At 61.7% G+C, this 22923-nt stretch carries 18 protein-coding genes; 15 read left to right on the top strand and 3 right to left on the bottom strand.

Going from position 1 to position 22923, the window contains the following annotated elements; translation table 11 throughout:
* Nucleotides 1-565: 565 nt before the first annotated feature.
* The 14 genes from LG30_RS0108345 to LG30_RS0108415 all read left to right on the top strand — a co-directional run bounded on the left by LG30_RS0108345 (nt 566) and on the right by LG30_RS0108415 (nt 17095).
* Nucleotides 566-1153 carry a 4Fe-4S dicluster domain-containing protein gene (locus LG30_RS0108345; protein WP_033130247.1) on the top strand — a complete coding sequence of 196 codons (588 nt, stop codon included), beginning with the start codon at nt 566-568 and terminating at the stop codon, nt 1151-1153.
* 227 nt (nt 1154-1380) lie between these two features.
* A complete protein-coding gene (gene fdhF, locus LG30_RS0108355; protein ID WP_081966088.1) occupies nt 1381-3525 on the top strand; it encodes a formate dehydrogenase subunit alpha in 2145 nt (714 codons plus the stop codon).
* An 81-nt stretch (nt 3526-3606) separates the two neighbouring features.
* Nucleotides 3607-4005 (top strand): hypothetical protein, encoded by a 399-nt coding sequence (locus tag LG30_RS0108360; protein ID WP_033130250.1) that lies wholly within the window; start codon nt 3607-3609, stop codon nt 4003-4005.
* Nucleotides 4006-4340: 335 nt separating this feature from the next.
* Nucleotides 4341-6491 carry a sigma 54-interacting transcriptional regulator gene (locus LG30_RS0108365; RefSeq protein ID WP_033130251.1) on the top strand — a complete coding sequence of 717 codons (2151 nt, stop codon included), beginning with the start codon at nt 4341-4343 and terminating at the stop codon, nt 6489-6491.
* 14 nt (nt 6492-6505) lie between these two features.
* On the top strand, nt 6506-7330 hold the full coding sequence (gene fdhD, locus LG30_RS0108370) for a formate dehydrogenase accessory sulfurtransferase FdhD (RefSeq protein ID WP_152599143.1): 825 nt from the start codon (nt 6506-6508) through the stop codon (nt 7328-7330).
* A gap of 163 nt (nt 7331-7493) precedes the next feature.
* A complete protein-coding gene (recR, locus tag LG30_RS0108375; protein ID WP_033130253.1) occupies nt 7494-8096 on the top strand; it encodes a recombination mediator RecR in 603 nt (200 codons plus the stop codon).
* Nucleotides 8097-8242: 146 nt separating this feature from the next.
* Nucleotides 8243-10156 carry a molecular chaperone HtpG gene (gene htpG, locus LG30_RS0108380; protein ID WP_033130254.1) on the top strand — a complete coding sequence of 638 codons (1914 nt, stop codon included), beginning with the start codon at nt 8243-8245 and terminating at the stop codon, nt 10154-10156.
* A gap of 264 nt (nt 10157-10420) precedes the next feature.
* Complete coding sequence (gene adk, locus LG30_RS0108385) at nt 10421-11065, top strand: adenylate kinase (RefSeq protein WP_033130255.1); 645 nt, start codon at nt 10421-10423, stop codon at nt 11063-11065.
* A gap of 113 nt (nt 11066-11178) precedes the next feature.
* A complete protein-coding gene (gene hemH, locus LG30_RS0108390) occupies nt 11179-12153 on the top strand; it encodes a ferrochelatase (RefSeq protein ID WP_033130256.1) in 975 nt (324 codons plus the stop codon).
* A 106-nt stretch (nt 12154-12259) separates the two neighbouring features.
* Nucleotides 12260-12652: an MAPEG family protein gene (locus LG30_RS0108395; RefSeq protein ID WP_033130257.1), complete on the top strand. Its 393-nt coding sequence runs from the start codon at nt 12260-12262 to the stop codon at nt 12650-12652.
* Between the two features lie 195 nt (nt 12653-12847).
* Nucleotides 12848-14152 (top strand): inosine/guanosine kinase, encoded by a 1305-nt coding sequence (locus LG30_RS0108400; protein ID WP_033130258.1) that lies wholly within the window; start codon nt 12848-12850, stop codon nt 14150-14152.
* Between the two features lie 160 nt (nt 14153-14312).
* A complete protein-coding gene (locus LG30_RS0108405) occupies nt 14313-15941 on the top strand; it encodes a methyl-accepting chemotaxis protein (RefSeq protein WP_033130259.1) in 1629 nt (542 codons plus the stop codon).
* Between the two features lie 124 nt (nt 15942-16065).
* Nucleotides 16066-16428, top strand: a complete 363-nt coding sequence (locus LG30_RS0108410) for a DUF2750 domain-containing protein (protein WP_010674427.1) — start codon at nt 16066-16068, stop codon at nt 16426-16428.
* 172 nt (nt 16429-16600) lie between these two features.
* Nucleotides 16601-17095, top strand: coding sequence for a hypothetical protein (locus tag LG30_RS0108415; RefSeq protein WP_033130260.1), 495 nt, complete (start codon nt 16601-16603; stop codon nt 17093-17095).
* Here LG30_RS0108415 and LG30_RS0108420 read toward each other — a convergent pair.
* Nucleotides 17058-18695 (bottom strand): EAL domain-containing protein, encoded by a 1638-nt coding sequence (locus LG30_RS0108420; protein WP_033130309.1) that lies wholly within the window; start codon nt 18693-18695, stop codon nt 17058-17060. The two genes, LG30_RS0108415 and LG30_RS0108420, sit on opposite strands and share 38 nt — an antisense overlap.
* Before the next feature lie 187 nt (nt 18696-18882).
* On the opposite strand from LG30_RS0108420, the gene glgC reads away from it, so the two are divergent.
* Nucleotides 18883-20160 carry a glucose-1-phosphate adenylyltransferase gene (gene glgC / locus LG30_RS0108425; RefSeq protein ID WP_033130261.1) on the top strand — a complete coding sequence of 426 codons (1278 nt, stop codon included), beginning with the start codon at nt 18883-18885 and terminating at the stop codon, nt 20158-20160.
* A gap of 71 nt (nt 20161-20231) precedes the next feature.
* Here the strand turns inward: glgC and LG30_RS0108430 are convergent, their stop codons facing one another.
* The gene (locus LG30_RS0108430; RefSeq protein WP_033130262.1) at nt 20232-22232 is read right to left on the bottom strand and encodes a hypothetical protein; all 2001 of its coding nucleotides are present in this window, start codon (nt 22230-22232) and stop codon (nt 20232-20234) included.
* A 134-nt stretch (nt 22233-22366) separates the two neighbouring features.
* On the bottom strand, nt 22367-22921 hold the full coding sequence (locus LG30_RS0108435) for a lipoprotein (protein ID WP_033130263.1): 555 nt from the start codon (nt 22919-22921) through the stop codon (nt 22367-22369).
* Nucleotides 22922-22923: the final 2 nt, after the last annotated feature.

Genomic DNA, 22923 nt, shown 5'->3' on the forward strand with positions numbered 1-22923 from the left:
TTTGAGCTATCTGTTGCATGGAAGCGACCCCAACGGAGCTGGTTGCCATCTGGGGCATGCTAACAGGTGGGATAAAAAACAGAAGAGGAAGGCGTTAGAAACCGGATCTTGCTCAATAAATCTGTCAGTAGAGGGGCTTTTTTGTTCTGTTTTTCTTTACGACTGGTTTGTTCTAGGTGGAAAAACTAAACAACTTTGACCCCCATTTGCCCTCTCCAGGGCCTGTCGTTGTTGTCTTGAGCCCTCTTGCAGCCATTTCATCAATGAGTCGTCGATATGTCGCCGAAAGGTCGGCCCATCCAATGGGGCAGGGGAGTCGTCAACGGGTGTCGAGCTCGTCACTTTTGTCGTGTCGAGCCCGGCGTCCCGCCTCGCTCGTCATCGTCACTCGCCTGAAAACGCTCGCTCACACTCCTGATTACCTCTTTATTTTCAGTGCCTTGTGATTTTTATCGCACATGGAGACCGGTTTGGTCTGATTAATGCCTAGTGGGGTGACCGGCCGCGTCGTTGCTCGTATCAGTCCGGCGGCCGGTGCAACGAACCATTTAGGATCCCTCTTTTTATGAACAGCTTCGTGATTGCCGATCCCAGTCTCTGTATTGGGTGTCGTACCTGTGAGGTGGCCTGCGCCGTGTCACACCAGTCAGCGTCCTGCGCGGGCACCGTTGAGCGGGAGGGCGGTCTGCGTCTTGCCATCGAAGATGGACATCTGGTCTCAAAAGACAGCTATTTTCAGCCCCGTCTGAAGGTGGTGGTGGGCAGCAAGGTGACCACGCCGGTGCTCTGCCGCCAGTGTGAAGACAAGCCCTGTGCCAAGGCCTGCCCCAACAACGCCATCGTCACCGAGGATGGCCACGTCAAGGTCTATCAGGCGCGCTGCATCGGCTGCAAGTCCTGTGTGGTGGCCTGCCCTTACGGCGCCATGAACGTGGTGATCAAAGAGGTGGCCCCCGCGGCCGGTGCGCTGTTCAAGGGAGTGCAAACCAAGGCGCTGGCCTTGAAGTGCGATCTCTGCAGCCATCGCGAGGGGGGGCCGGCCTGCGTCGAGGTGTGCCCGACCCAGGCGCTGCGGCTGGTGACCCCACAGAGTCTGGCGACCCTGAGCCGGCAAAAACAGCTGGCCAGCGCCGAGGCGATGCCAGCGGGTTAGGTCGCGGCTTTGATGGCGATGCGGGTGTCGGCGTGTCAGCGCGGGTCTATGGGATTGAGCGTGAGCCGCAGTCCCGGCGTCGCCGACCAAGCCGACCCGCCGGATGGGCTCTGGGTGGTGCAGTGCCTTTCTCTGCCTTGAGTGACTTTTTCTCGTCATAGGCACTGCCAGAGAGCCATCACCCCATCAAACCAACCATTTATCGTTAACCAACAAGAGATTGAGTCATGAAAAAAGTCATCACCGTCTGCCCCTATTGCGGCACCGGTTGCAAGATCAACCTGCTGGTTGAGAACGACAAGGTGGTGGGGGCCGAGGGTGCCCACGGCCGGACCAACGAGGGGCAGCTCTGCCTCAAGGGCTACTACGGTTGGGATTTCCTGAACGACACCAACCTGCTGACCCCGCGCCTCAAGAGCCCGATGATCCGCCGCGAGCGCGGTGGCAAGCTCGAAGCCGTCTCCTGGGACGAGGCCATTGGTTTTGCCAGCAGCCGTCTCTCCGCCATCAAGGCGAAATACGGCGCCGACGCCATCATGACCACGGGCTCGGCCCGCGGCCCCGGCAACGAAGCCAACTATGTGATGCAAAAATTTGCCCGCGCCGTGCTTGGGACGAACAACGTCGATCACTGCGCGAGGGTGTGACACGCACCCTCAGTCTCCGGTCTGGAGACAACAGTAGGCAACGGCGCCATGAGCAACGCCATTCCCGAAATTCAAGAGACCAAGTGCCTGCTGGTGTTTGGTTACAATGCGGCCGACTCCCACCCCATAGTGGCGCGTCACATCCTCAAGGCGAAAGCGAACGGAGCCAAGGTGATCGTCTGCGATCCGCGCATGGTGGAAACCGCCCGCATCGCCGATCAGTGGCTGCCGCTCAAAAACGGCTCCAACATGGCGCTGGTCAATGCCTTCGGCAACGTGCTGATCGCCGAGAACCTCTATGACAAGGAATTCGTCGCCAACTACACCGAGGGCTTTGAGACCTACAAGGCGCTGGTAGCCAAGTACACCCCGGAATATGTGGAGGAGATCACCGGCCTCAAGGCGGCGGATATCCGCGCGGCCATTCGCACCTATGCCGAGTCGCCCGCCTCCATGATCCTGTGGGGTATGGGGGTGACTCAGTACGGTCAGGCGGTGGACGTAGTGAAAGGCCTCGCGGGGCTGGCGTTGCTCACCGGCAACTTCGGCCGGCGCGGCACCGGCTGCGGCCCGGTGCGCGGTCAGAACAACGTGCAGGGCACCTGCGACATGGGGATGCTGCCCCACCAGTTCCCGGGCTATCAGTCCGTGGCCGATCCCGCCATCAGCGCCAAGTTCGCCAAGGCCTGGGGTGTGGAGTCGCTGTCCCAGAAACCGGGTTATCGCCTGACCGAGCTCAGCCACAAGGTGGAGGAGGGCAAGTGCAAGGCCTTCTACATCTTCGGCGAAGATCCGGCCCAGACGGAAGCGGATCTCGCCCAGTTCAGGCGCACCCTGGGGGGCATGGAGCTGGTGATAGTCCAGGACATCTTCATGACCCAGACCGCCGAGATGGCGGATGTGATCTTGCCCGCCACCAGTTGGGGCGAGCACGAGGGGGTCTACAGCTCGGCGGATCGCGGCTTCCAGCGCTTCTACAAGGCGGTGACCCCGCCGGACAATGTCAAACCGGACTGGGCCATCTTCTCCCTGATGGCGACCGCCATGGGTTATCCCATGGAGTACCGGGATACAAACCAGATCTGGGACGAGATGCGGGCACTCTGCCCACTCTACGCCGGGGTCAGCTACGACAAGATGGCGGATCTCAAGAGCGTGCAGTGGCCTTGCCCGACCGAGGATCACCCGGGCACCAGCACCCTGTTCGAGGGCAATGTGTTCACCACCCCGAGCGGCAAGGGTCAGCTCATCGCCTCCGAGTGGCGGCCACCCCTGGAGCAGCCCGACGAAAACTACCCGCTGGTGCTCTCCACTGTGCGGGAGGTGGGTCACTACTCCTGCCGCTCCATGACCGGCAACTGCTCGGCGCTGCAGACCCTGGCCGATGAGCCCGGCTATGTGCAGATCCACCCGAAGGATGCGCAACAGCTTGGGGTCAAGGATCAGGCGCTGGTCTGGATCTCGTCTCGCCGTGGCAAGGTGATCACCCGCGCCAACTACAACGAGCGGGTGAACGCCGGGGTGGTCTACATGACCTACCAGTGGTGGATAGGGGCCTGCAACGAGCTCACCATAGAGCACGTGGACCCCGTCTCCTACACCCCAGAGTACAAATACTGCGCGGTGAAAATAGAGCGAATTGATAATCAGTCTGAGGCGGAGAATTATGTCCAGACCGAATACAGTGCGCTCAAGGCGAAATTGCGCAGCGCCGCCAAGGGGTAAGTCTCGTTAAATAAAGTGGATCCAGGCTCTGTTCGCAGGGCCCGGATCCCCTCATCCTTTTTTCAATTGGCAGGAACCATCATGAGAAGTGAATTAACTATCTCGTTCGGGATCTTTTATGTTTCAGCCTATTTGCTGGCAATGTTATTGGGCATGGGGTGTTACCTCTGGTACGACGAATTGATATTCCTGCTGGGCTTTGGTTTCTTCGGCTGTTTTATCGCCGCACGTATCGCCATGGGGGCCGTGCTGGCGGCTCTGAGCGTGCAGTTGGCCTGGTTCATCGCCTTCCTCTCCACCACCCTGATCAACAGCCTGCTGATGGGCCTGGTTGCGCTGGTTGTCTACCTGACCCACCAGGCGGTATCTGAAGAAATATCCGATAATATCAGTGGGTTATTGGTTGCCTTTCAGCTGCTGTCTGCCGGCTTCATCTTCGGCGGCCTCAAGCTCTATCGCCATGATCTGCACCCCTCCTGAGACGGGACAAGGCGCGTCGAGTCGCACTGGCTCGCGGCCGGATAGAGTGTTCTGAATATCGCCGGGAGCGGCGGTATATTTCCAGCGGGAGGAATAAACATGCCCTGCTTATGAATAATAGGCGGACGGGCGCGGTTGTAATGCCATTGGGCCTACTCTATGATGCGACGCACCAGCACGATGCTATTTCAATGGATGTTTGTTTTTATAATTAAGTGTTAATTTGTTAAGTCTTAATTATAACATCTGACGGAATTGGCTGAGGCATCGTTTATCGTCGTTGCTGATTGCAATGTGCCTGCAATTTCCCCACACAGATATAATGCGAGGCCAGAATGCTGAATCTGAGTGCCATTCCGTTGACCGATATTTCCCCCATCTGGGATGACGGCTTTCTCTCCCTCTCCAAGACCCTGCTCTCCGCCGTCACTCTGGACGACTTCATCGAGAAGCTGAACCGGATCGAGGCCTGTTTCGGTGGCGTGACCCGGGTCAACCTCATCCTCAATCTGGGGGGAGAGGAGGCGGTGGTCTGCTTCATGGGGGAGCAGGGCCCGCAGCACCTCGTCTGCCGCAAGGGGGATCTGCACTTTTCCGCCCACTCGGAGCAGGCCATCGTCCTGCCGGCGGCCCGCTTCGTGAACCGATGCGCCAAGCTTGCCAGCACCCCGGTGTATGACGGCCTGCAATCCTATTGCCAGTTGCCCATCACCACGGCTCGCAGCCACCTGGGCGGGGTGGAGTTCATCAGCACCCAGCCCAATGCCTTCCCGATGGAGACCCTGGCCAAGCTGACCCAGCTCGCCGCCATCGTCGCCATTGCGCTGGAGAGCGTGCAGGACAAGGAGCGCACCCTGGAGCAGGCCCACTCCCTACGCCTGGAGCGCGACAGTTGCAAGATCCTGGTGGACGTGACCAATGCGGTGATTAAATTAGTGCGCATCGCCGAGCTGCCAAAGAGCCTGTTCGCCATACTGCAGCACCATTTTTCCATCAGCAGCCTCTGTCTGGCCGAATACAACGCCACCTCCGACAGCTTCAAAAGCTATCTGGTGAACCCGCGGGAGAGCGATCAACCCGGCATCATCAACCACTCCTGCTTCGAGAAACACTGCCTACAAGGGGCGCTCATCCAGAGCGAGCCCTTCTTCGTCTACCGCGAGCAGGGCCACGGCTGCAATTCCGGCTGTCGCTTCAGCGCCCAGATCCTGCCCCCCGATGCAAGCAGCTCCTGCATCCTGCCGCTGCGTTATCGCGGCAACCTGCTGGGGGTACTGATCCTCTCCCACCCGAGGGCCGATTTTTTTGCCGACATCGACCTCTCCCTGCTGGAGCAGGTGGCGGCGCGCACGGCGATCGCCATGAACAACGTGCAGGCGCAGCAGGAGATTTCCAACACCAACGGCGCCCGCGAGAAGACCATCAGGGTGGCCGACAGTCAGCCCGATGCCGACTTTGCCAACATCATCCATCAGAGCGCCGCGATGCAGAGCGTGCTGGAGAAGGTGAGGCTGGTGGCCCAGAGCGACTGCTCGGTGCTGATCCTGGGGGAGACGGGCACCGGCAAGGAGCTGATCGCCCAGGCCATCCATGGCTTGAGCCAGCGCAATGAGCAGGAGATGGTGAAGGTGAACTGCGCCGCCATCCCCACCGGTCTCATCGAGAGCGACCTGTTCGGCCATGAGAAGGGGGCCTTCACCGGCGCCCTGAGCCAGCGCATCGGCCGCTTCGAGCGGGCCCACAAGGGCACCCTGTTCCTGGATGAAGTGGGGGACATGCCCCTGGACCTGCAACCCAAGCTCTTGCGGGTGCTGCAGGAGCACGAGCTGGAGCGGGTTGGCAACAGCAATCCCATCGCCATCGACGTGCGGCTGGTGGCGGCCACCAACTGCGATCTGCTCTCCATGGTCAAGAACAAGCGCTTTCGCAGCGATCTCTACTACCGGCTCAACGTCTTCCCCATCGAGCTGCCACCCCTGCGCGAGCGGCGCGAGGACATACCGCTTTTGGTCAACTTCTTCATCAAGAAGATCGCCAGGCGGATGCGGCGCAACATCACCGCCATCCCGGCCGATGCCATGAAGATGCTGGTCTCCTTGCCCTGGTACGGCAACATCCGCGAGCTGGAGAACATCATAGAGCGGGCCGTGGTGATGACCCGCGGCCAGGTGCTCAACCTCTCCCCGGACGAGCTCTTGCCCCTCAAGGGCTTTCACAAGATTGAGACCCTAGTCTATGACGAGCCCTCCCAGGGGCTGTTCGGCGGCAAGGGCAGTCACGGAGAGCGGGCCCAAGCCGCGGGGGAGCGCGACGGCATGCAGGGGGAGGATGAGCGCGAGGCCATCATCGCCGCCCTGCGGGCCTGCAACGGCATCGTCGCCGGCGAGCGGGGGGCCGCCAACCGGCTCGGCATGAAGCGCACCACCCTGCTCTCCAGGATGAAGCGGCTCGGTATCTCGGCGAAAGCCCCCGAGACCCTCGACTAAGGACGGCGCAGTTGTTGTCAGAGAACGAAGGGGCATCCCCCCTGCACGGCCTGTGCGCCCCCCGCGAGGTGGTGCACTACCACAGAGAGGGGAGTCGCACCGACAGCGCCATGCTGTTGCCCGCCGAGACCCCGGTGGCGCTGGTCTACAACGGCATCGCCCACGGCGTCATGATGTGCTCGGCCGCGGATCTGGAGGATTTTGCCATCGGCTTCTCGCTGTCCGAGGGGATCATCGACGGCCTGCACGACATCCACGACATAGAGCGAGTCGATGGCTGCCAGGGCATCGAGTTGCAGATCACCCTGGCCAATCGCTGCGTCCATCGCCTGAAAGAGAAGAAGCGCACTCTGGCCGGGCGCACCGGCTGCGGCATTTGTGGCAGCGAGAGCCTGGAGCAGGTGGTGCGCACCTTGCCCTCCCTGCCCGACAGCCAGCGCTTCGAGGTGACCCTGATCGACAAGGTGCTGGACGCGCTGCGCCCGCTGCAGTTGCTGGGGCAGAGCACCGGCGCCACCCATGCCGCCGTGCATGTTGACGGGGCGGGCAACATCCTCGCCATTCGCGAGGACGTGGGCCGTCATATCGCGCTCGACAAGTTGGTGGGGCACCTTTGCCGCAGTGGTCGGCGTGACGGCGCCATCCTGGTGACCAGCCGAGCCAGCTTCGAGATGGTGCAAAAGTGCGCCAGCGCCGGGGTCGAGATCCTGCTCGCTATCTCGGCGGCCACCGGGCTCGCGGTGGAGCGGGCCGAGCAGACCGGCCTCACCCTGGTGGGCTTCTGTCGCCCGGGCCGGGCCGAGATCTACAGCGGCCGCCAGCGCATCTTGCTGGAATAAGCGCGCCCGGGCTCCACAGTCTCGCCTCACCCGGCGAGGCGCCGATCATTGGCGCTCGGGGCCGGCTCGGGTATAGTCCTGCGCCAACAAGATAGGTTTGGATGGATAAGCCCTGGCCACGAGCCCGGCTTGTCCCTCTGGCGCGGCTTTAAAGGATATCCCCATGAAATTCAGTCCCCTGCTCGATGAGATGATGAAGGCGCTGCAGGTGCTGCCGGGCGTCGGCCCCAAGTCGGCCCAGCGCATGGCGTTCACCCTGCTCGAGCGTGAGCGCAGCGGCGGCCTGCGTCTGGCCTCATTGCTCAACCGGGCGCTGACCGAGATAGGTCATTGCAGCCACTGCCGCACCTTCACCGAGAACGATCGCTGCGAGATCTGCGCGAACCCCAAACGGGAGGAGAGCGGTTTGCTGTGCGTGGTGGAGAGCCCGGCGGACGTGGCGGCCATCGAGCACACCGGCCAGTTCTCCGGCCGCTACTTCGTGCTGATGGGGCACCTGTCACCCCTCGACGGCATAGGCCCGGAAGAGCTGGGGCTGGAGATTTTGGAGCGGCGACTCAAGGATGAATCCATCAAGGAGCTGATCCTTGCCACCAATCCCACCATCGAAGGAGATGCCACCGCCTGGTACATCGCCGACATGGCGCGGGCCGCCGGGGTCGAGGTGAGCCGCATCGCCCACGGGGTGCCGGTGGGGGGAGAACTGGAGCTGGTGGATGGCACTACGCTGTCTCACTCCCTGATGGGACGGCAGCGGCTGAAATAACCGGTCTGGGAGCCGGCCAAAAAATCGGCAATCGAGGTTGTCATGAGGGGCGAGTGAGCAAGATTGCACACTCGCCCCTTGATATTTGGGAGGCCACCCCCATCTAGGTTGGGAATCTGTTCAACCGACGTTTTGAGGATTGGTCGATGACCCAAAGTGTTCACGCCGAAACCCACGGCTTTCAAACCGAAGTCAAACAACTGCTGAGCCTGATGGCTCACAGCCTCTACTCCAACAAAGAAGTATTCCTGCGCGAGCTGATTTCCAACGCCTCAGATGCGGCGGACAAGCTGCGCTTCAAGGCGCTTTCCGATGCCTCTTTGTTCGAAAACGACGGCCAGCTGCGCGTGCGCCTGGTGGTGGACAAAGAGAACAAGACCCTGACCATCTCGGATAACGGCATCGGCATGACCCGGGATCAGGTGATCGAACACCTTGGCACCATCGCCAAGTCCGGCACCGCCGACTTCTTCAAGCACCTGTCCGGCGATCAGGGCAAGGACTCCCAGCTGATCGGTCAGTTCGGGGTGGGCTTCTACTCCGCCTTCATCGTCGCCGACAAGGTGACCGTCATCTCCCGCGCCGCCGGCACCGAGCCGAGCCAGGGCGTGCAGTGGGAATCCGAGGGTGAAGGCTCCTTCACCGTGGCCGATGTGACCAAAGAAGGTCGCGGTACCGACGTCATCCTGCACCTGCGTGCCGAGGAAGAAGAGTTCCTGGACGACTGGCGCCTGCGCTCCGTGGTCGCCAAGTATTCCGATCACATCAGCGTGCCGGTTGAGATGTACAAAGAGGGCACCCCGGATCGGGAGGAGGACGGCGAGACGATCAAAGGTACCCCGGGCGAGTGGGAGCAGGTCAACCGCGCCACCGCACTCTGGACCCGCAACCCGAAAGACATCAAGGACGAGGAGTACCAGGAGTTCTACAAGCACGTTGCCCACGATTTCGAAGATCCGCTCTTGTGGGGTCACAACCGGGTGGAAGGGGCGCAGGAGTACACCAGCCTGCTCTACATCCCGGCCCGCGCGCCCTTCGATCTCTACAACCGCGAGCAGACGCACGGCCTGAAGCTCTACGTGCAACGCGTCTTCATCATGGATGACGCCGAGCAGTTTATGCCGACCTACCTGCGCTTCGTGAAAGGGGTGCTGGATTCCAACGATCTGCCGCTCAACGTCAGCCGCGAGATCCTGCAGGACAACAAGGTCACCGCCTCCCTGCGCAAGGCTTGCTCAAAGCGCGTCCTGACCATGCTGAACAAGCTGGCCAAGGATGACGGCGAGAAGTACGCCAAGTTCTGGAGCGAGTTCGGCAACGTCTTGAAAGAAGGCCCGGCCGAGGATTACGCGAACCGCGAGGAGATCGCCAAGCTGCTGCGCTTCGCCAGCACCGCCGGCGAGGGCGAAGCCCAGACCGTCTCCCTTGAGGATTACGTTGGCCGCATGAAGGAAGGCCAGCAGAAGATTTACTACATCACCGCCGACAGCTTCGCCGCGGCCAAGAACAGCCCGCACCTCGAGATCTTCCGCAAGAAGGGCGTCGAAGTGCTGCTGATGTGGGAGCGGGTGGACGAGTGGCTGATGAGCCACCTCACCGAGTTCGACGGCAAGCAGCTGGTCTCCGTCACTCGTGGCGAGCTGGACCTGGGCGAGCTGGAAGACGAAGCATCCAAGCAGGCGCAGGAGGAGGCCGAGAAGGCCAACGCCGGTCTGGTGGAGCGGGTCAAACAGAGCCTGGGGGACAGCATCAAGGAGGTGCGGGTCACCCATCGCCTGACCGACTCACCGTCCTGCATCGTCACCGACGATCACGGCATGAGCACCCAGATGATCAAGCTGATGCGCGCCGCCGGCCAGCCGGTACCGGAGCAGAAGTACATCCTGGAGCTCAACCCGGACCACGCGCTGGTGAAGAAGCTCGACACCATCGAAGACGACAGCCTGTTTGGCGAGTGGGTCAGCCTGCTGCACGAACAGGCCCAGTTGGCCGAGCAGGGTGGCCTCAACGATCCGGCGAGCTTCGTCGCCCGCATCAACCGCTTGCTGCTGCAGGCGTGATGACGCTGCCTGGCTGACAGTTTTGACATCAAGGCCCGCTTGTATCACAGCGGGCCTTTTTATGGCACCAATCTGGCCAGACCACTGTTTTGCTGCATTTTCAATCATTTTTTGTGGGCGAGTCCTGCGTCTTTGGTCGCATCGCCCGCACGAATCCATGGTGATAATGTGGCCACTTGCACGGGGCAAGCTTGTTAATAGGGGCGAAAACGTGTAGTTTTTTGCCTTCTCAAGAATTGAATAACCAATCAATTAGGAGCGTGTATGCGCATTGTTCTGTTGGGAGCACCGGGTGCCGGCAAGGGTACCCAGGCTCAGTTCATCATGGAAAAACACGGTATTCCGCAGATCTCCACCGGCGACATGCTGCGTGCGGCGATCAAGGCGGGCACCGAGCTGGGCCTCAAGGCCAAGGCCGTGATGGACGCAGGTCAGCTCGTCTCTGACGACATCATCATCGGCCTGGTCAAAGAACGTATCGCGCAAGCGGATTGCGCCAACGGCTTCCTGCTGGACGGCTTCCCGCGCACCATTCCCCAGGCGCAAGCCATGAAGGATGCCGGTGTGGTGGTGGACTTCGTGCTGGAATTCGACGTGCCGGACGAAGAGATCGTCAAGCGCATGAGCGGTCGTCGCGTGCACTCCGGCTCCGGCCGTACCTACCATGTGGTGTTCAACCCGCCGAAGGTAGAAGGCAAGGATGACGTGACCGGCGAGGATCTGGTGATCCGTGCCGACGACGAAGAGACCACGGTGCGCAAGCGTCTGGATGTGTACCATCAGCAGACTGCGCCGTTGATCGGTTTCTACGGTAAAGAAGCGGAAGCGGGCAACACCCGTTACGTCAAGATCGACGGCACCCAGCCGGTGGATCTGGTCAGCAAGCAGCTGGCCGCCATCCTGGGCTAAGCCTGCCATTGCCAACCGCAATCGGTCGATAACGAGTCTGAGACAAGGGTCCATCCAGGGCCCTTTCTTGCATCATAACAAGAACGACAAAAACAGCATGACAGGAAGCTAACGTGACCACCAAAACCGGGATCTTGCTCGTCAATCTGGGGACGCCAGCGGCGCCGACCACCTCCGCCGTCAAGGCCTTCCTCAGCCAGTTCTTACAGGATCCGCGGGTGGTCGAGATACCTCGCCTGTTGTGGTCCCCCCTGCTCAACTTCGTCATATTGCCACTGCGTGCCCCCAGGGTGTCCAAGCTCTACCAGCAGATCTGGACCGAGCAGGGATCGCCGCTGATGGCCATCAGCCAGCGTCAGCGCGATGCTCTCGAGCAGGAGCTCAAGCGCGAAGGGGTGGATGTGCCCGTGGTGCTCGCCATGACCTATGGCAGCCCGTCACTGAGCGATGGCTGGCAGGTGCTCAAGTCGCAGGGGGTCAACCGGGTGATACTGTTGCCGCTCTATCCCCAATATGCGGCCAGTACCACGGCCGCGGTGTTCGACGGCTGGGCGCGGGTGATGAAAAGCGAGCGCCACCTGCCGGTGATGCGCCTCATCCGCGACTATCACAACCACCCCGAATACATACAGGCGCTGGCCATGAGCGTGCGTCGCCAGTGGGAGCAGCAGGGCCAGGGTGAGCATCTGCTGATGTCGTTCCACGGCATCCCCCAGCGTAGCGAGGACGAGGGTGATCCCTATGGTCATCAGTGTCGCCGCACCGCGACCCTGCTGGCCGAGGCCCTAGGTCTTGCGCCCGAGCAGTGGAGCGCCAGCTTCCAGTCCCGCTTCGGCAAGCAGGAGTGGCTCAAGCCTTATACCGATGCCACCATCACGGCGCTGGCGGGGCAGGGGGTCAAGCGACTCGATGTGATCTGCCCGGCGTTTTCCGCAGACTGCCTCGAGACGCTGGAGGAGATCCAGGTCGAGAACCGTCACCTCTTCACCGAAGCGGGTGGGGAGCAGTTCCACTACATTCCCGCGCTCAACAGCGATCAGGCCCACATCCGCATGATGGTGTCGCTCATCTGCCGCGAGTTGGCGTGATGATGTCACTCGCGGTGCCAGTTCTGTGATGGTGTCTTTCATCCATCCGCCGCGATCTGGCCTGAGCGGTCTTGGGATTCAACATTCAACGATAAGGATTGTCTAGATGATGCATATCACGCTGATCTACGCCGGCCTCTTGGGGCTCTTGTTCCTGCTGCTCTCCTGCTGGGTGGTCAAGCGTCGGCGCCAGTTCAGGGTCAAGATAGGGGCAGGGGACGCGCCCGAGATGCTGGCGGCGATCCGGGCCCACGGCAACTTCGCCGAGTACGTGCCGCTCACCCTGCTGCTGATGGCCCTGTGCGAGCTGGCCGGGGTCGGTGCCTTCTGGCTGCACCTCGGCGGCTCGCTGCTGCTGGTGGGGCGGATACTGCACGCCATCGGCATCCAGCTGCCCGAGGCACCGAACAAGCCCCGGCTGTTTGGCACCCTGTGCTTCTGGTTGTCGCTTGGGATCTTCTCGGTGCTGGCGCTGGTGCAGGGATTGTCGTTTGGCTGAGTGCCAGCGCCAGGTCCGCTCATGTAATAAAAAAACCACCTCATTCGGAGGTGGTTTTTTTATTGCATCAGAGTCAAACGTTTGCCTTCCCAGCCCTTGCCTATACTGACGCCATATTTTAATCGGGCGACTTTTCGGCGAGGCGGATTGTGTTAAAATCCCGCCCCTCTTTCCCCCAGAGCACAGAACATTGCCATGAAATTTCCCGGTCAGCGCAAGTCCAAACACTACTTCCCGGTCGACAGGCGTGATCCCCTGATCCCGCAGAATCCCCTGCTCACCGAACTGGGCAAGGCCTATGTGGTGGGCATCGATCAGACCCTGGTGGACATCGAAGCTCATGTGGATGAAGACTTCCTGAACCGTTACGGCCTGAGCAAGGGCCACTCGGTGGTGATCAGCGATGACGTGGCCGAGCGGGTCTATGAAGAGCTCAAGACCAACAACATGGTGGTGAGCGAGTTTGCCGGTGGCACCATTGGCAACACCATGCACAACTACTCGGTGCTGGCCGATTCCCACTCCATCCTGCTCGGGGTGATGAGCCAGGACATCCGCATCGGCAGCTACGCCTACCGCTATCTGTGCAACACCTCCTCCCGCGTCAACCTGGACTACCTGCAGCCGGTCGACGGCCCGGTCGGTCGCTGCTTCACCTTCATCACCGAGTGTGGCGAGCGCAGCTTCGGCATCAACGCCGGCAAGATGAACCAGCTGGATGTGCACCATGTGCCGGAAGAGGTGATCAAGGGGGCCTCCGCCCTGGTGATCACCGCCTACCTGGTGCGCGGTGACGATGGCGATCCCATGAAAGAGGCCGCCATGAGCGCGGTGCGTTACGCCCGCGAGGCCGGGGTGCCCGTGGTGCTGACCCTGGGCACCCGCTTCGTCATCGCCGACAATCCCCAGTGGTGGCGCGACTTCATCGCCGAGAACGTGACCGTGCTGGCGATGAACGAGGACGAGGGCGAGGCCCTGACCGGGATCAAGGATCCCCTCGGCGCCGCCGACAAGGCCCTCGACTGGGCCGACATGGTGCTCTGCACCGCCGGCCCCATCGGCCTCTACATGGCGAGCTACACCGAGGAGGACTACAAGCGCGAGACCACCCATACCCTGCTGCCTGGGGTCATCCCCGAGTTCAACATGTATGAGTTCAGCCGCCCCATGGCCCGCGAGAAGTGCCGCAATCCGGCGCGGATCTACTCCCATATCTCCCCCTACATGGGCGGTCCGGAGAAGATCAAGAACACCAATGGTGCCGGGGATGGCGCCCTGTCTGCCGTGCTGCACGACATGGTGGCCAACGCCTATCACCGCATGAATGTGCCGAACTCCGCCAAGCACCTGTCCGAGTTCCTCACCTACTCTTCACTGGCCCAGGTGTGCAAATACGCGAACCGGGTGAGCTACGAGGTGCTGGCCCAGAGCAGCCCGCGTCTCTCCCGCGGCCTTCCGGAGAAGGAAGACAGCCTGGAAGAGGTGTACTGGGAGCGCTGATAGCGTCAACCGGACATGAGACAAAGAGGGTGCCACCAGGCACCCTTTCTCATTTTTGGGCTGGATCATGTTTTTGGCACTGCTTTTGCTGTCATCGTGGACAGCCCGCGCCATGGCGACATACCTTGTTAACAACATGTAGCGGTTGAGGGATGAGCTTATGTTGAGACGATGGAGTATCGGCCGGCGACTGTCGCTGGTGACCCTGATGGTGTTGGTTCTGCTGGGGCTCTTGCTGTTTTCCTGTCTGCAGATCTACCAGCAGGGGCTGATGGGGGAGAAGAGCCGCCAGACCCGGGCTCAGGTCGAGACCGCCTACAGCCTGGTGGCCCAGTTCGAGGCCAAGGTGCGACGGGGTGAGCTCAGCGAGGCAGACGCCAAGGCCCAGGCGCTGGCACTGCTCAAGGGGCTGCGCTATGGCCAGGACGACTACTTCTGGATCAACGACAGCCACCCCACCATGGTGATGCACCCCATGAAGCCCGCGCTGGACGGTCAGGATCTCTCCGGGGTGGAAGACAAGCAGGGGCTCAAACTGTTCGTCGCCTTCGCCGAGCTCGCCAAGGTGCAAGGGGCGGGGGAGGTGGCCTACTACTGGCCCAAGCCCGGGGTGGAGGAGCCGGTACGCAAGATCTCTTACGTCAAGCGCTTCGCCCCCTGGGACTGGATCATCGGCACCGGCGTCTATGTGGATGACGTCGAAGCCCAGTATCGGGAAGTGCTGCTCACCCTGCTCGGGATTGGCGCTCTGCTGGCCATGCTGCTGTTCCTGGTGGTCGGCCTCATAGTGCGCAGCATAGTGGTGCCCCTCTCCCAGTCGGTATCGGCCCTCGGCAACATCGCCAGGGGAGAGGGGGACCTGCGGTTCCGCCTGCCCGAGTTGGGCCGGGATGAGCTGAGCCAGCTTTCCGCCAACTTCAACCAGTTTGCCAGCCAGATGGCGCAGCTGGTGGGACGCAGCCAGCAGATTGCCGCCCAGAACCGGGAGCAGGCCCATCAGCTGGAGCAGATTGTCGATCGCACCGGCGCCATCGTCACCGGCCAGGAGCAGGACACCCTGAGGGTTGCCAGCGCCATGGAGCAGATGACGGTGAGCAGCCGCGAGGTGGGCCAGCACGCCGCCCGGGCGGCCGATGCGGCGGACGCCGCACTCAATCTGGCCCAGCAGGGTCGCGAGGTAGTGGCCCAGACCATCGCCACCATCGATCAGTTGGGGGACGAGATGGCGCAGACGGTGCGAGCCGTGGGTCAGCTTGAGCAGGAGACCCAGCAGATTGGCTCCGTGCTCGATGTGATCCGGGGGGTGGCCGAGCAGACCAACCTGCTGGCCCTTAACGCCGCCATCGAGGCGGCCCGGGCGGGCGAGCAGGGCCGCGGTTTTGCGGTGGTGGCGGACGAGGTGCGTACCCTGGCGACCCGCACCCACAGCTCCACCGACGAGATCCGGCAGATGATACAGCGACTGCAGGAGGGGGCGGGCAAGGTCGCCAGCGGCATCACCCAGCTGCAGCAACTCTCCCGCAGCACCGCCGACAAGGCCGGTGAGGCCGATGGCGCCATCCATGCCATCGATGGATCTGTGCACACCATCAATGCCATGAATAGTCAGATCGCCACCGCCGCCGCCGAGCAGAGCCGGGCGGCGGAGGAGATCAATCAGCGACTGGTGGCCATCACCACGCTGGCGGCGGACGCCCTGGCCCAGAACCGGTTGACGGAGCAGGCGGCAAGCACCCTGGCCCACTCCTGCGACGAATTGGGGGCCCTGGTCGCCCAATATCGTACCTGAGGGCGCTTATCCCCTGCTTTTTGGGGATTTGACTTGAGTCTGGGGGGCTTTTGGGACACCATCAGCCCCATTCTCGGCCACCTTGGCCGACTGCCTGCCATTTGCCAGCAAGAGAGAGATCCCCATGAGCAAACTAACTGACAATCTTGACGCCAATTTCCAGCTGTTTATCGAAGAAGTCCGTGAGTCGGGTCAGGTGTGGGGTCTGCGCTACGGTGAAGACTGGGTGGTATGCCGCTCCGCCGAGTTCGAAGATGCCGATGTGATGCCGCTCTGGTCCGCCGAGGGCGATGCCCGTCTGCACTGCGTGGACGAGTGGGCGGATTACGAACCGGAAGTGATCGAGCTGGAAGAGTTCCTCGACATCTGGATCAACGATCTGGACGAAGACGACGTGCTGGTCGGCCCGAACTGGAACGCCGATCTGGAAGGCCAGGAGCTCGAACCCATCGAACTGGCCAAGGCGCTGGTCGAACTGGACGCCTGAACTGTGCTGCATTGAGAGCCCGCAAGCGGGCCCTCTGACAGCAGAACCGACCGCCGCGAGGCGGTCGGTTTTTTTATGCCCGCGCCGGCAGAATACTGAATGAAAAGGCGATTTGCCTTGGCGAAGGCGGCGCTATGGGCCATCATCAACCCTTTGCCGGACGGGAGGTGCCATGTTTGTATTTGACGTGACCACAGCGGCGGGCGCGCGGGCACAGATCCGGGTGCAGGCGCTGGACTGGAGCCAGAGCGGACCCGTGACCTTCAACTGTGACAGCGACGAGCTGGCGCTGGTGCTGCTAGGCGGCTGTCGCTGCGATGCGGTGGGATTTTTCAACCTGCTGGCCGGCTGCAAGCCGCTCTATGTGGAGCAGTGGCTCGCTTACTTGCAAGAGGGCGGCCACATCGACAAACAGAGTTGTCAGCTGGAGAGCCCGGCCCAGAGCGATTATCTGGCCAAGGCCGGGCTGGATGATGAGGAGCTCAATGCCCTGCTGGGTCAGGTCTACAAGGTGGCCGGCTTCAATCGTCTGCAAATCAACCGCTACCTCAAGAATCGCCACAACCCGACCATGCTGGCGACCCGTTACGATCAGAAGGAGCTGGAGCGTTATCGCCAGCTTAACGACATCATTCTGACCCTGCTGAAGCTGAAACGGCCTCAGTAAAGAGGCCGAACTGGCCGTTGTCCGGTCTCAGCTCCTGGGGCCGGGCAATGAGATACCCCTGCAATCCGTCCACATACATGCCTTGCAGCAACTCTTGCTGGCTGAGCTGCTCCACCCCTTCCGCGATCACCACGCACCCCATGCGATGGGACACGTCGACTATCATCCGCACGAACTGCTGGTTGGTGAGATCCTGCTCCAGCTCGGTGATGAGGGCGGGATCCAGCTTGATGTAATCGGGCTTGAGCTCACGAAACAGGCTGAATGACCCTATCCCCTTGCCAAAGTTGCAGATGGCCGAGCGACTGCCGTGGCGCCTGAGCAGCTCGAACAGCCGCCTGGCCCCGGTCAGGTTGCGCTCCAACTGCTCCTCGTCCAGCTCGAACACCAGGTTGGCGCCGATGTCGGGATCCCGCTGCAACTGGTGATCGAGCCAGATCAGGAAGGCGCTGTTTTGCAGCAGGCTGCCCGGGAGGTTGAGACCCCAGCGGCTGCTGTGGCTGCCGAAGGCCCGGTATTGGTGCATGAGGTGCCGGATCACCATCTGCTCCAGTCGCATCGTCATGTCCAGCCGCTGGGCCATGGCGAGCAGGGTATCGCTGGGGAGTACGGTGCCGTCGACGTTGCTGAAGCGGGGGTAGATCTCGTGATAGGCGAGCATGCCGCTGTGCAGGGGCAGGATGGGCTGGCAGCTGAAGCTGATGCGCTCCTGCTCCAGCAGATCGGTCAGCACCTGGGTCCAGTGGCGTTGCCCCTGCAGTTCGACCACCTCATCATTTTGCTGGATGGCCCAGCCGTTGACCGCCTCTGTCTGAGCGCGGGCCAGCGCCAGATCGGCCCGGGCCAGGATGGCCTCAATCTTCTGCTCGCTGCTGAGGCGGGTCATCCCCGAATAAGCCGCGCTCTCCAGTTCGTGTTCTTGCTGGTAGTGGTCGAAGGCATGCTTGAGATCCCGTCCCAGCAGATGGGGCGGGATCTTGGCGAGCGGTGGCACCAGCACCGCGAAGTCGGCGCCTGAGATGCGATAGACCTGATGGCCCGGGAAGCGGCTTACCGTGTGGATGATGAGGTGGGCTATGTCCTTGATGTAGGCATCTCCCGACTGGAAGCCGCGCTGGGCGTTGAGTTTGCCAAGTTCGGTGGCGCGGATCAGCACCAGGATAGCGGTCTGGGTGTCCTCCTGTTGCAGCAATTCGGTCAGATCGCGCCGAAACGCGTGGCGATTGCGCAGCCCCGTCATCTCATCCTGAGTGGCCTGACTGTGCAGCTCGCTGATCTGGCGGTGGGCGTCGAGTTCGGCCTCGCTGAAGGAAGCAAGCAACTGGCGTAGCGCCGTTTGTGCCTGCGGGCTCTCCAGTATGGCGGGATCCCGTTGTTGCAGCGCCAGCAGCCAGCGCTGCTCCTGCCTCTCCCGCTCCCCCTTGCGCACGCTGTGGGTGAGAAAGATCAGCAGGGCAAAGCCGAGCAGGGTAGTCGCCATGACCAGCAAGGGGGTGAGTGACGAGGCCGGGGGGACTAGCCAGATCCCTTGCAGCAGCAACAGGGGAAGGCAGACCAGGGCGCCGACCAGCAGCAGATTCCCTTCAGGTTTAATCAACATCGTTTCATCCTTGATGATGTCCATAATGGATGAATTCTAATCAAGTCGGCAGCCTGATGCCTGTGTACTCACACAACTCCGGAAAAAGATGAGTGAAAAGCGGCTAATCTGTGAGTGAAAACACTTTCATACCCGCTAAAAAAGGTGAAGATGGGATGAAAACAGCTCCAACTAGGCCGAGGTGATTATGTCGTTAGAACCCGTAGATACTGCCAAAGCACGGCAACTATTGAACCAGAGTATGGCCTTGGTGCTCGCGGGAGGGCGGGGCAGCCGCCTGAAGCAGCTGACCGACAACCGTGCCAAGCCCGCCGTTCATTTCGGCGGCAAGTTCCGCATCATCGATTTCGTGCTCTCCAACTGCATCAACTCCGGTATCCGTCGGGTGGGTGTGGTGACCCAGTACAAGTCCCACAGCCTGCTGCGCCACCTGCAATCGGGCTGGTCCTTCCTGCGCTATCAGATGAACGAGTTCATCGACCTGCTGCCCGCCCAGCAGCGAGTGGATGAGGTGCACTGGTATCGCGGCACCGCCGACGCCATCTACCAGAACGTCGACATCATCCGCGACTACGGCCCGAAGTACATAGTGGTGCTGGCGGGGGATCACATCTACAAGATGGACTATGCCGCCATGCTGCTCGATCACGTGCGCCTCGGCGCCAGGGTGACGGTGGGCTGCATCGAGGTGCCGCGTGCGGAGGCCTCCGCCTTCGGGGTCATGGACATCGACGAGCAGCGCCAGATCCGCGCCTTCGTGGAGAAGCCAGCCAACCCGCCAGCCATGCCGGGTAACGAGGACGTCTCGCTGGCCTCCATGGGGATCTACATCTTTGATGCGGAGTATCTGTATCAACTGCTGGAGGAGGACATCAACAACCAGGAGTCCAAGCACGACTTCGGCATGGATCTGATCCCCCGCATCGTCACCGAAGGCAAGGCCTTCGCCCACCCCTTCACCATGTCTTGTGTGGGTTCCAAGGAGGGGGTGAAACCCTACTGGCGCGACGTGGGTACCCTGGATTCGTTCTGGGAGGCGAACATGGACTTGGCCTCAGTGGTGCCCGAGCTCGACATCTATGACGAGAACTGGCCCATCTGGACCAGCCAGAACATGGCGCCTCCCGCCAAGTTTGTGCAGGACCGCAACGGCCAGCACGGCATGACCATCAACTCCATGTTTGCGGGGGGCTCCATCGTCAGCGGCTCCTTCGTGCTGAATTCCGTGCTCTTTACCAATGTGCGGGTGCACTCCTTCTGCACCCTGGATCAGGCGATCATCTTCCCCGGGGTCGAGATCGGTGCCGGTTGCCGACTGCGCCGGGTGGTGGTGGACAAGGGCTGCAAGCTGCCCGATGGGCTGGTGGTGGGGGAGAACGCGGACGAGGACACCCGTCGTTTCTACCGCTCCGAGCAGGGCATCGTATTGGTGACCAAGGAGATGCTGGCCAAGCTGAAAGAATGATCGGCGATGATAAAAAACAAGGGAGCCACGAGGGCTCCCTTTTTCATGGGTCAGATGACCCGTTCGTTCACTTATTTCTCACTTACGACGGCCTTGCCAGCCATCACCATGGCGGTGCCGTGCTTGCCACCGGCGGCGGTGACTTGCGGTACGCCGTCTTCGTCGGTGTCATGGCCTGCGCCTTCGATGACGTTCTCACCGGAGTCGCCGATCCACTCGGCCATCTGCATGCCGCCGTTGACGGTGCCACGGAACCAGCTCACGTAACGCTGGGTCAGCTGCGCCAGTTCCAGCTCGGGGGCCTTCTCGGCGCCTTCGTTGCGCAGGTTCAGCATGGCGGAGCGCAGGGCGCCGGAGATGGCGGCCTGGGTCCAGGGGCTGTATTCACCCTGCTTGCCCGCGAGCCAGGTGCCGGCCTTGGGGTTGAAGAAGGCCTTGTCGGTGGCGATGAACAGCTCGCGCGCCGCGCTGCGGTACTTGGCGTCCGAGGTGGCCAGGAAGGCGGCGGTCAAGCCACGGATGGCGGCGAACTGCGCCTCGATGGATTGACCCGCATCCGGCTGGCCACCCAGGGTCAGACCGTTATGGACCAGACCGTTCTTGCCCTTGAGCTGCGCCAGGATGAAGTCAGCCTGCTTGCGAACGAGCACCAGTGCCTGCTGGCCCTGGGCGGTCTTGAGGTTCAACTCGCCGTTGTCACCGGCGGCGTAGCCGACCGGCAGCGCATCCTGGGCGCGTTGGAAGATCTGCAGGGCGACCAGGGAATAAGCGGCGTCAAAGGTGGTGACGTGATTGCCCTGTTTGCCCGCCTGCCAGCTGTCCACCAGGGTACCGGCCTTGGCGTCGAAGTGCAGGGCGGCCAGGTTCTTGAAGGTCAGGTTGGAGAGGTTCTGGGCCAGGGAGAAGGCATCCTGGCCCGCGACCAGCTTGGCGGCATCGCTGCCCTGGTTGACGGCCGGCGCGGCGGCGAAGGGGGCACCGTCAAACACGGCGTGGAAGGCCGGGTTCTGGTTGGTGTTGGCGCTGCGCTGATCGCTGAAGGCGTAGAACTCGGAGAGCGGCCACAGCAGCATCCAGGCGTCGCGCAGCTGGGCTGAGCCATCCACGACGGCCAGCTTGCCGATGGCACCGACGTCGTTCTTGCTGGTTTCGGTCACTTTCACCTGATGGGGGAAGTAGACCACGCCCTTGGCCGGATCGTATTGGGGGCTGATCCTGGCGCCGAGCTGCTTGCCGTCGAAGCCGAGCTGGCCCTGCAGTATGGCCAGCTTGTCGATGGACTGTTCGGTCAGCATCATGCCGTTGAAGCCGTCGGCCGCGGAGACGCCGAGCTTGTGCTTGCCGTCCTGATCCATGGTGGACGACGCGGCTTCCACCTCTTCATCGCTCTCGGCCACGTGCATGCCGCCGAGGAAGTCCTGGGACCACATCACTTCCTTGAGCAGGATGCCGCCCACGGCCGCCGGGTTCAGCAGGTTGTCACTGCCGCTCCAGCGCAGGGTCGTGTAGTCACGGAAGTAAGCGGGAACCTGGGTCTTGACGGATTTCTCGGTGCCCTTGGCGGTCTTGATGGTGAGCTGATCGCCGTTGACCGGGGTGGTGTTAACCCCTTGCGCAAACTCGGGATTGGCGGAGGCGTAGGGCAGGGAGAGGGGATACATGCCTTGTGGCACTTCATCGGCCGGGAAGCCGACCGCTTCGGCCATGGCCAGCACCCGCTTGCCGAGATCGGCCAGGGTGCCGCCACGGGCCAGATTCTGGGGTCCGTTCACCAGATGCGGGCCCATGCCTGACTGGTAGTTCAGGGCGTACATGGCTTCTTCGGAGTATTCATAGGATTCGATGCCGGCGGCGAAGTCGAACGGAGTCGGCTCATCGGCGCGATTGGCATCCAGCACGTCCAGATCCAGGCCGAGGGCCTCGGCCAGCGGCTCGCCGGAGAGCTCGAATTCGGTGTAGGCCAGCATGCTGGCGGCGGTATTGAAGGTCTTGTCCTCGACCTTGACGGCGGCGTGCGCGGCGCCGCCGATCAGTGCACAGGCGATCGCCTGCACCAGTACGGTTTTTCTCATGTCCTTTTCACCCATATGTTTGATTTTATTATGACGCTTCTCAGAATCGAAATGAGAATGGTGTGCATTATGGGGCAAAGGGGCAGGCTTGAGAAGAAAAAAGCCGCGCCTCGAGCGAGGCGCGGCGATGAGCATTACATCAGCTTGAAGGGGATGACCAGACGGCCCGGTTCCACCTTGAGGGCCTCGACCTTCTCCTTGATCCTGGCCTCGTTCTTGCGGCTGCCATCCAGACGGTAGACCGGGGTCTGGGAGAGGAACAGGGAGAGGGACTGGTTGAAGGTGGGCAGCAGCGGGGTGAGGGCGGCCCCCACGTCGGCCGGCTCCGTCTTGACCGAGATGAGCTCAAGATCGCGCAGGTAGATGGCGCCTTGCTCGGCCACATAGTCCGGGCGGGCACTCAAGGAGAGGCGGATCTTCATTTGCTGACTGCCGAGGGGGCTCGCCACCTGCAGATCGCCAGCTGCATCCAGCTCGACCCGGTCGGCGCGGCTACGACCTATGCGGCTCTGCAGATCGTCGAGCCGGATCTTGCTCGACATGATGCCGGGGATCCCTATCTCTTTCTCGAAGGCGACCCTGTCTTTGAGGTACTGGTTTATCTCGCTCTCGCTGACGTTGTATTGGGTAAGGGAGGAGCAGGCTGCCAGCAGCAGGCTGAGGGGAAGCAGAAGCAGGTATTTTAACATGG

The sequence above is a fragment of the Aeromonas aquatica genome (assembly GCF_000764655.1).
GTDB classification, from domain to species: Bacteria; Pseudomonadota; Gammaproteobacteria; order Enterobacterales; family Aeromonadaceae; genus Aeromonas; species Aeromonas aquatica.

What these genes read in the sequence shown, in the direction of transcription:
- LG30_RS0108395 (WP_033130257.1), top strand. Translation starts at nt 12,260, where the DNA reads ATGATGCATATCACGCTGATCTACGCCGGCCTCTTGGGGCTCTTGTTC.
- glgC (WP_033130261.1), top strand. Translation starts at nt 18,883, where the DNA reads ATGTCGTTAGAACCCGTAGATACTGCCAAAGCACGGCAACTATTGAAC.
- adk (WP_033130255.1), top strand. Translation starts at nt 10,421, where the DNA reads ATGCGCATTGTTCTGTTGGGAGCACCGGGTGCCGGCAAGGGTACCCAG.
- LG30_RS0108435 (WP_033130263.1), bottom strand. Translation starts at nt 22,921, where the DNA reads ATGTTAAAATACCTGCTTCTGCTTCCCCTCAGCCTGCTGCTGGCAGCC.
- LG30_RS0108410 (WP_010674427.1), top strand. Translation starts at nt 16,066, where the DNA reads ATGAGCAAACTAACTGACAATCTTGACGCCAATTTCCAGCTGTTTATC.
- LG30_RS0108420 (WP_033130309.1), bottom strand. Translation starts at nt 18,695, where the DNA reads ATGTTGATTAAACCTGAAGGGAATCTGCTGCTGGTCGGCGCCCTGGTC.
- LG30_RS0108345 (WP_033130247.1), top strand. Translation starts at nt 566, where the DNA reads ATGAACAGCTTCGTGATTGCCGATCCCAGTCTCTGTATTGGGTGTCGT.
- LG30_RS0108430 (WP_033130262.1), bottom strand. Translation starts at nt 22,232, where the DNA reads ATGAGAAAAACCGTACTGGTGCAGGCGATCGCCTGTGCACTGATCGGC.
- htpG (WP_033130254.1), top strand. Translation starts at nt 8,243, where the DNA reads ATGACCCAAAGTGTTCACGCCGAAACCCACGGCTTTCAAACCGAAGTC.
- LG30_RS0108360 (WP_033130250.1), top strand. Translation starts at nt 3,607, where the DNA reads ATGAGAAGTGAATTAACTATCTCGTTCGGGATCTTTTATGTTTCAGCC.
- recR (WP_033130253.1), top strand. Translation starts at nt 7,494, where the DNA reads ATGAAATTCAGTCCCCTGCTCGATGAGATGATGAAGGCGCTGCAGGTG.
- LG30_RS0108405 (WP_033130259.1), top strand. Translation starts at nt 14,313, where the DNA reads ATGTTGAGACGATGGAGTATCGGCCGGCGACTGTCGCTGGTGACCCTG.
- LG30_RS0108365 (WP_033130251.1), top strand. Translation starts at nt 4,341, where the DNA reads ATGCTGAATCTGAGTGCCATTCCGTTGACCGATATTTCCCCCATCTGG.
- LG30_RS0108400 (WP_033130258.1), top strand. Translation starts at nt 12,848, where the DNA reads ATGAAATTTCCCGGTCAGCGCAAGTCCAAACACTACTTCCCGGTCGAC.
- LG30_RS0108415 (WP_033130260.1), top strand. Translation starts at nt 16,601, where the DNA reads ATGTTTGTATTTGACGTGACCACAGCGGCGGGCGCGCGGGCACAGATC.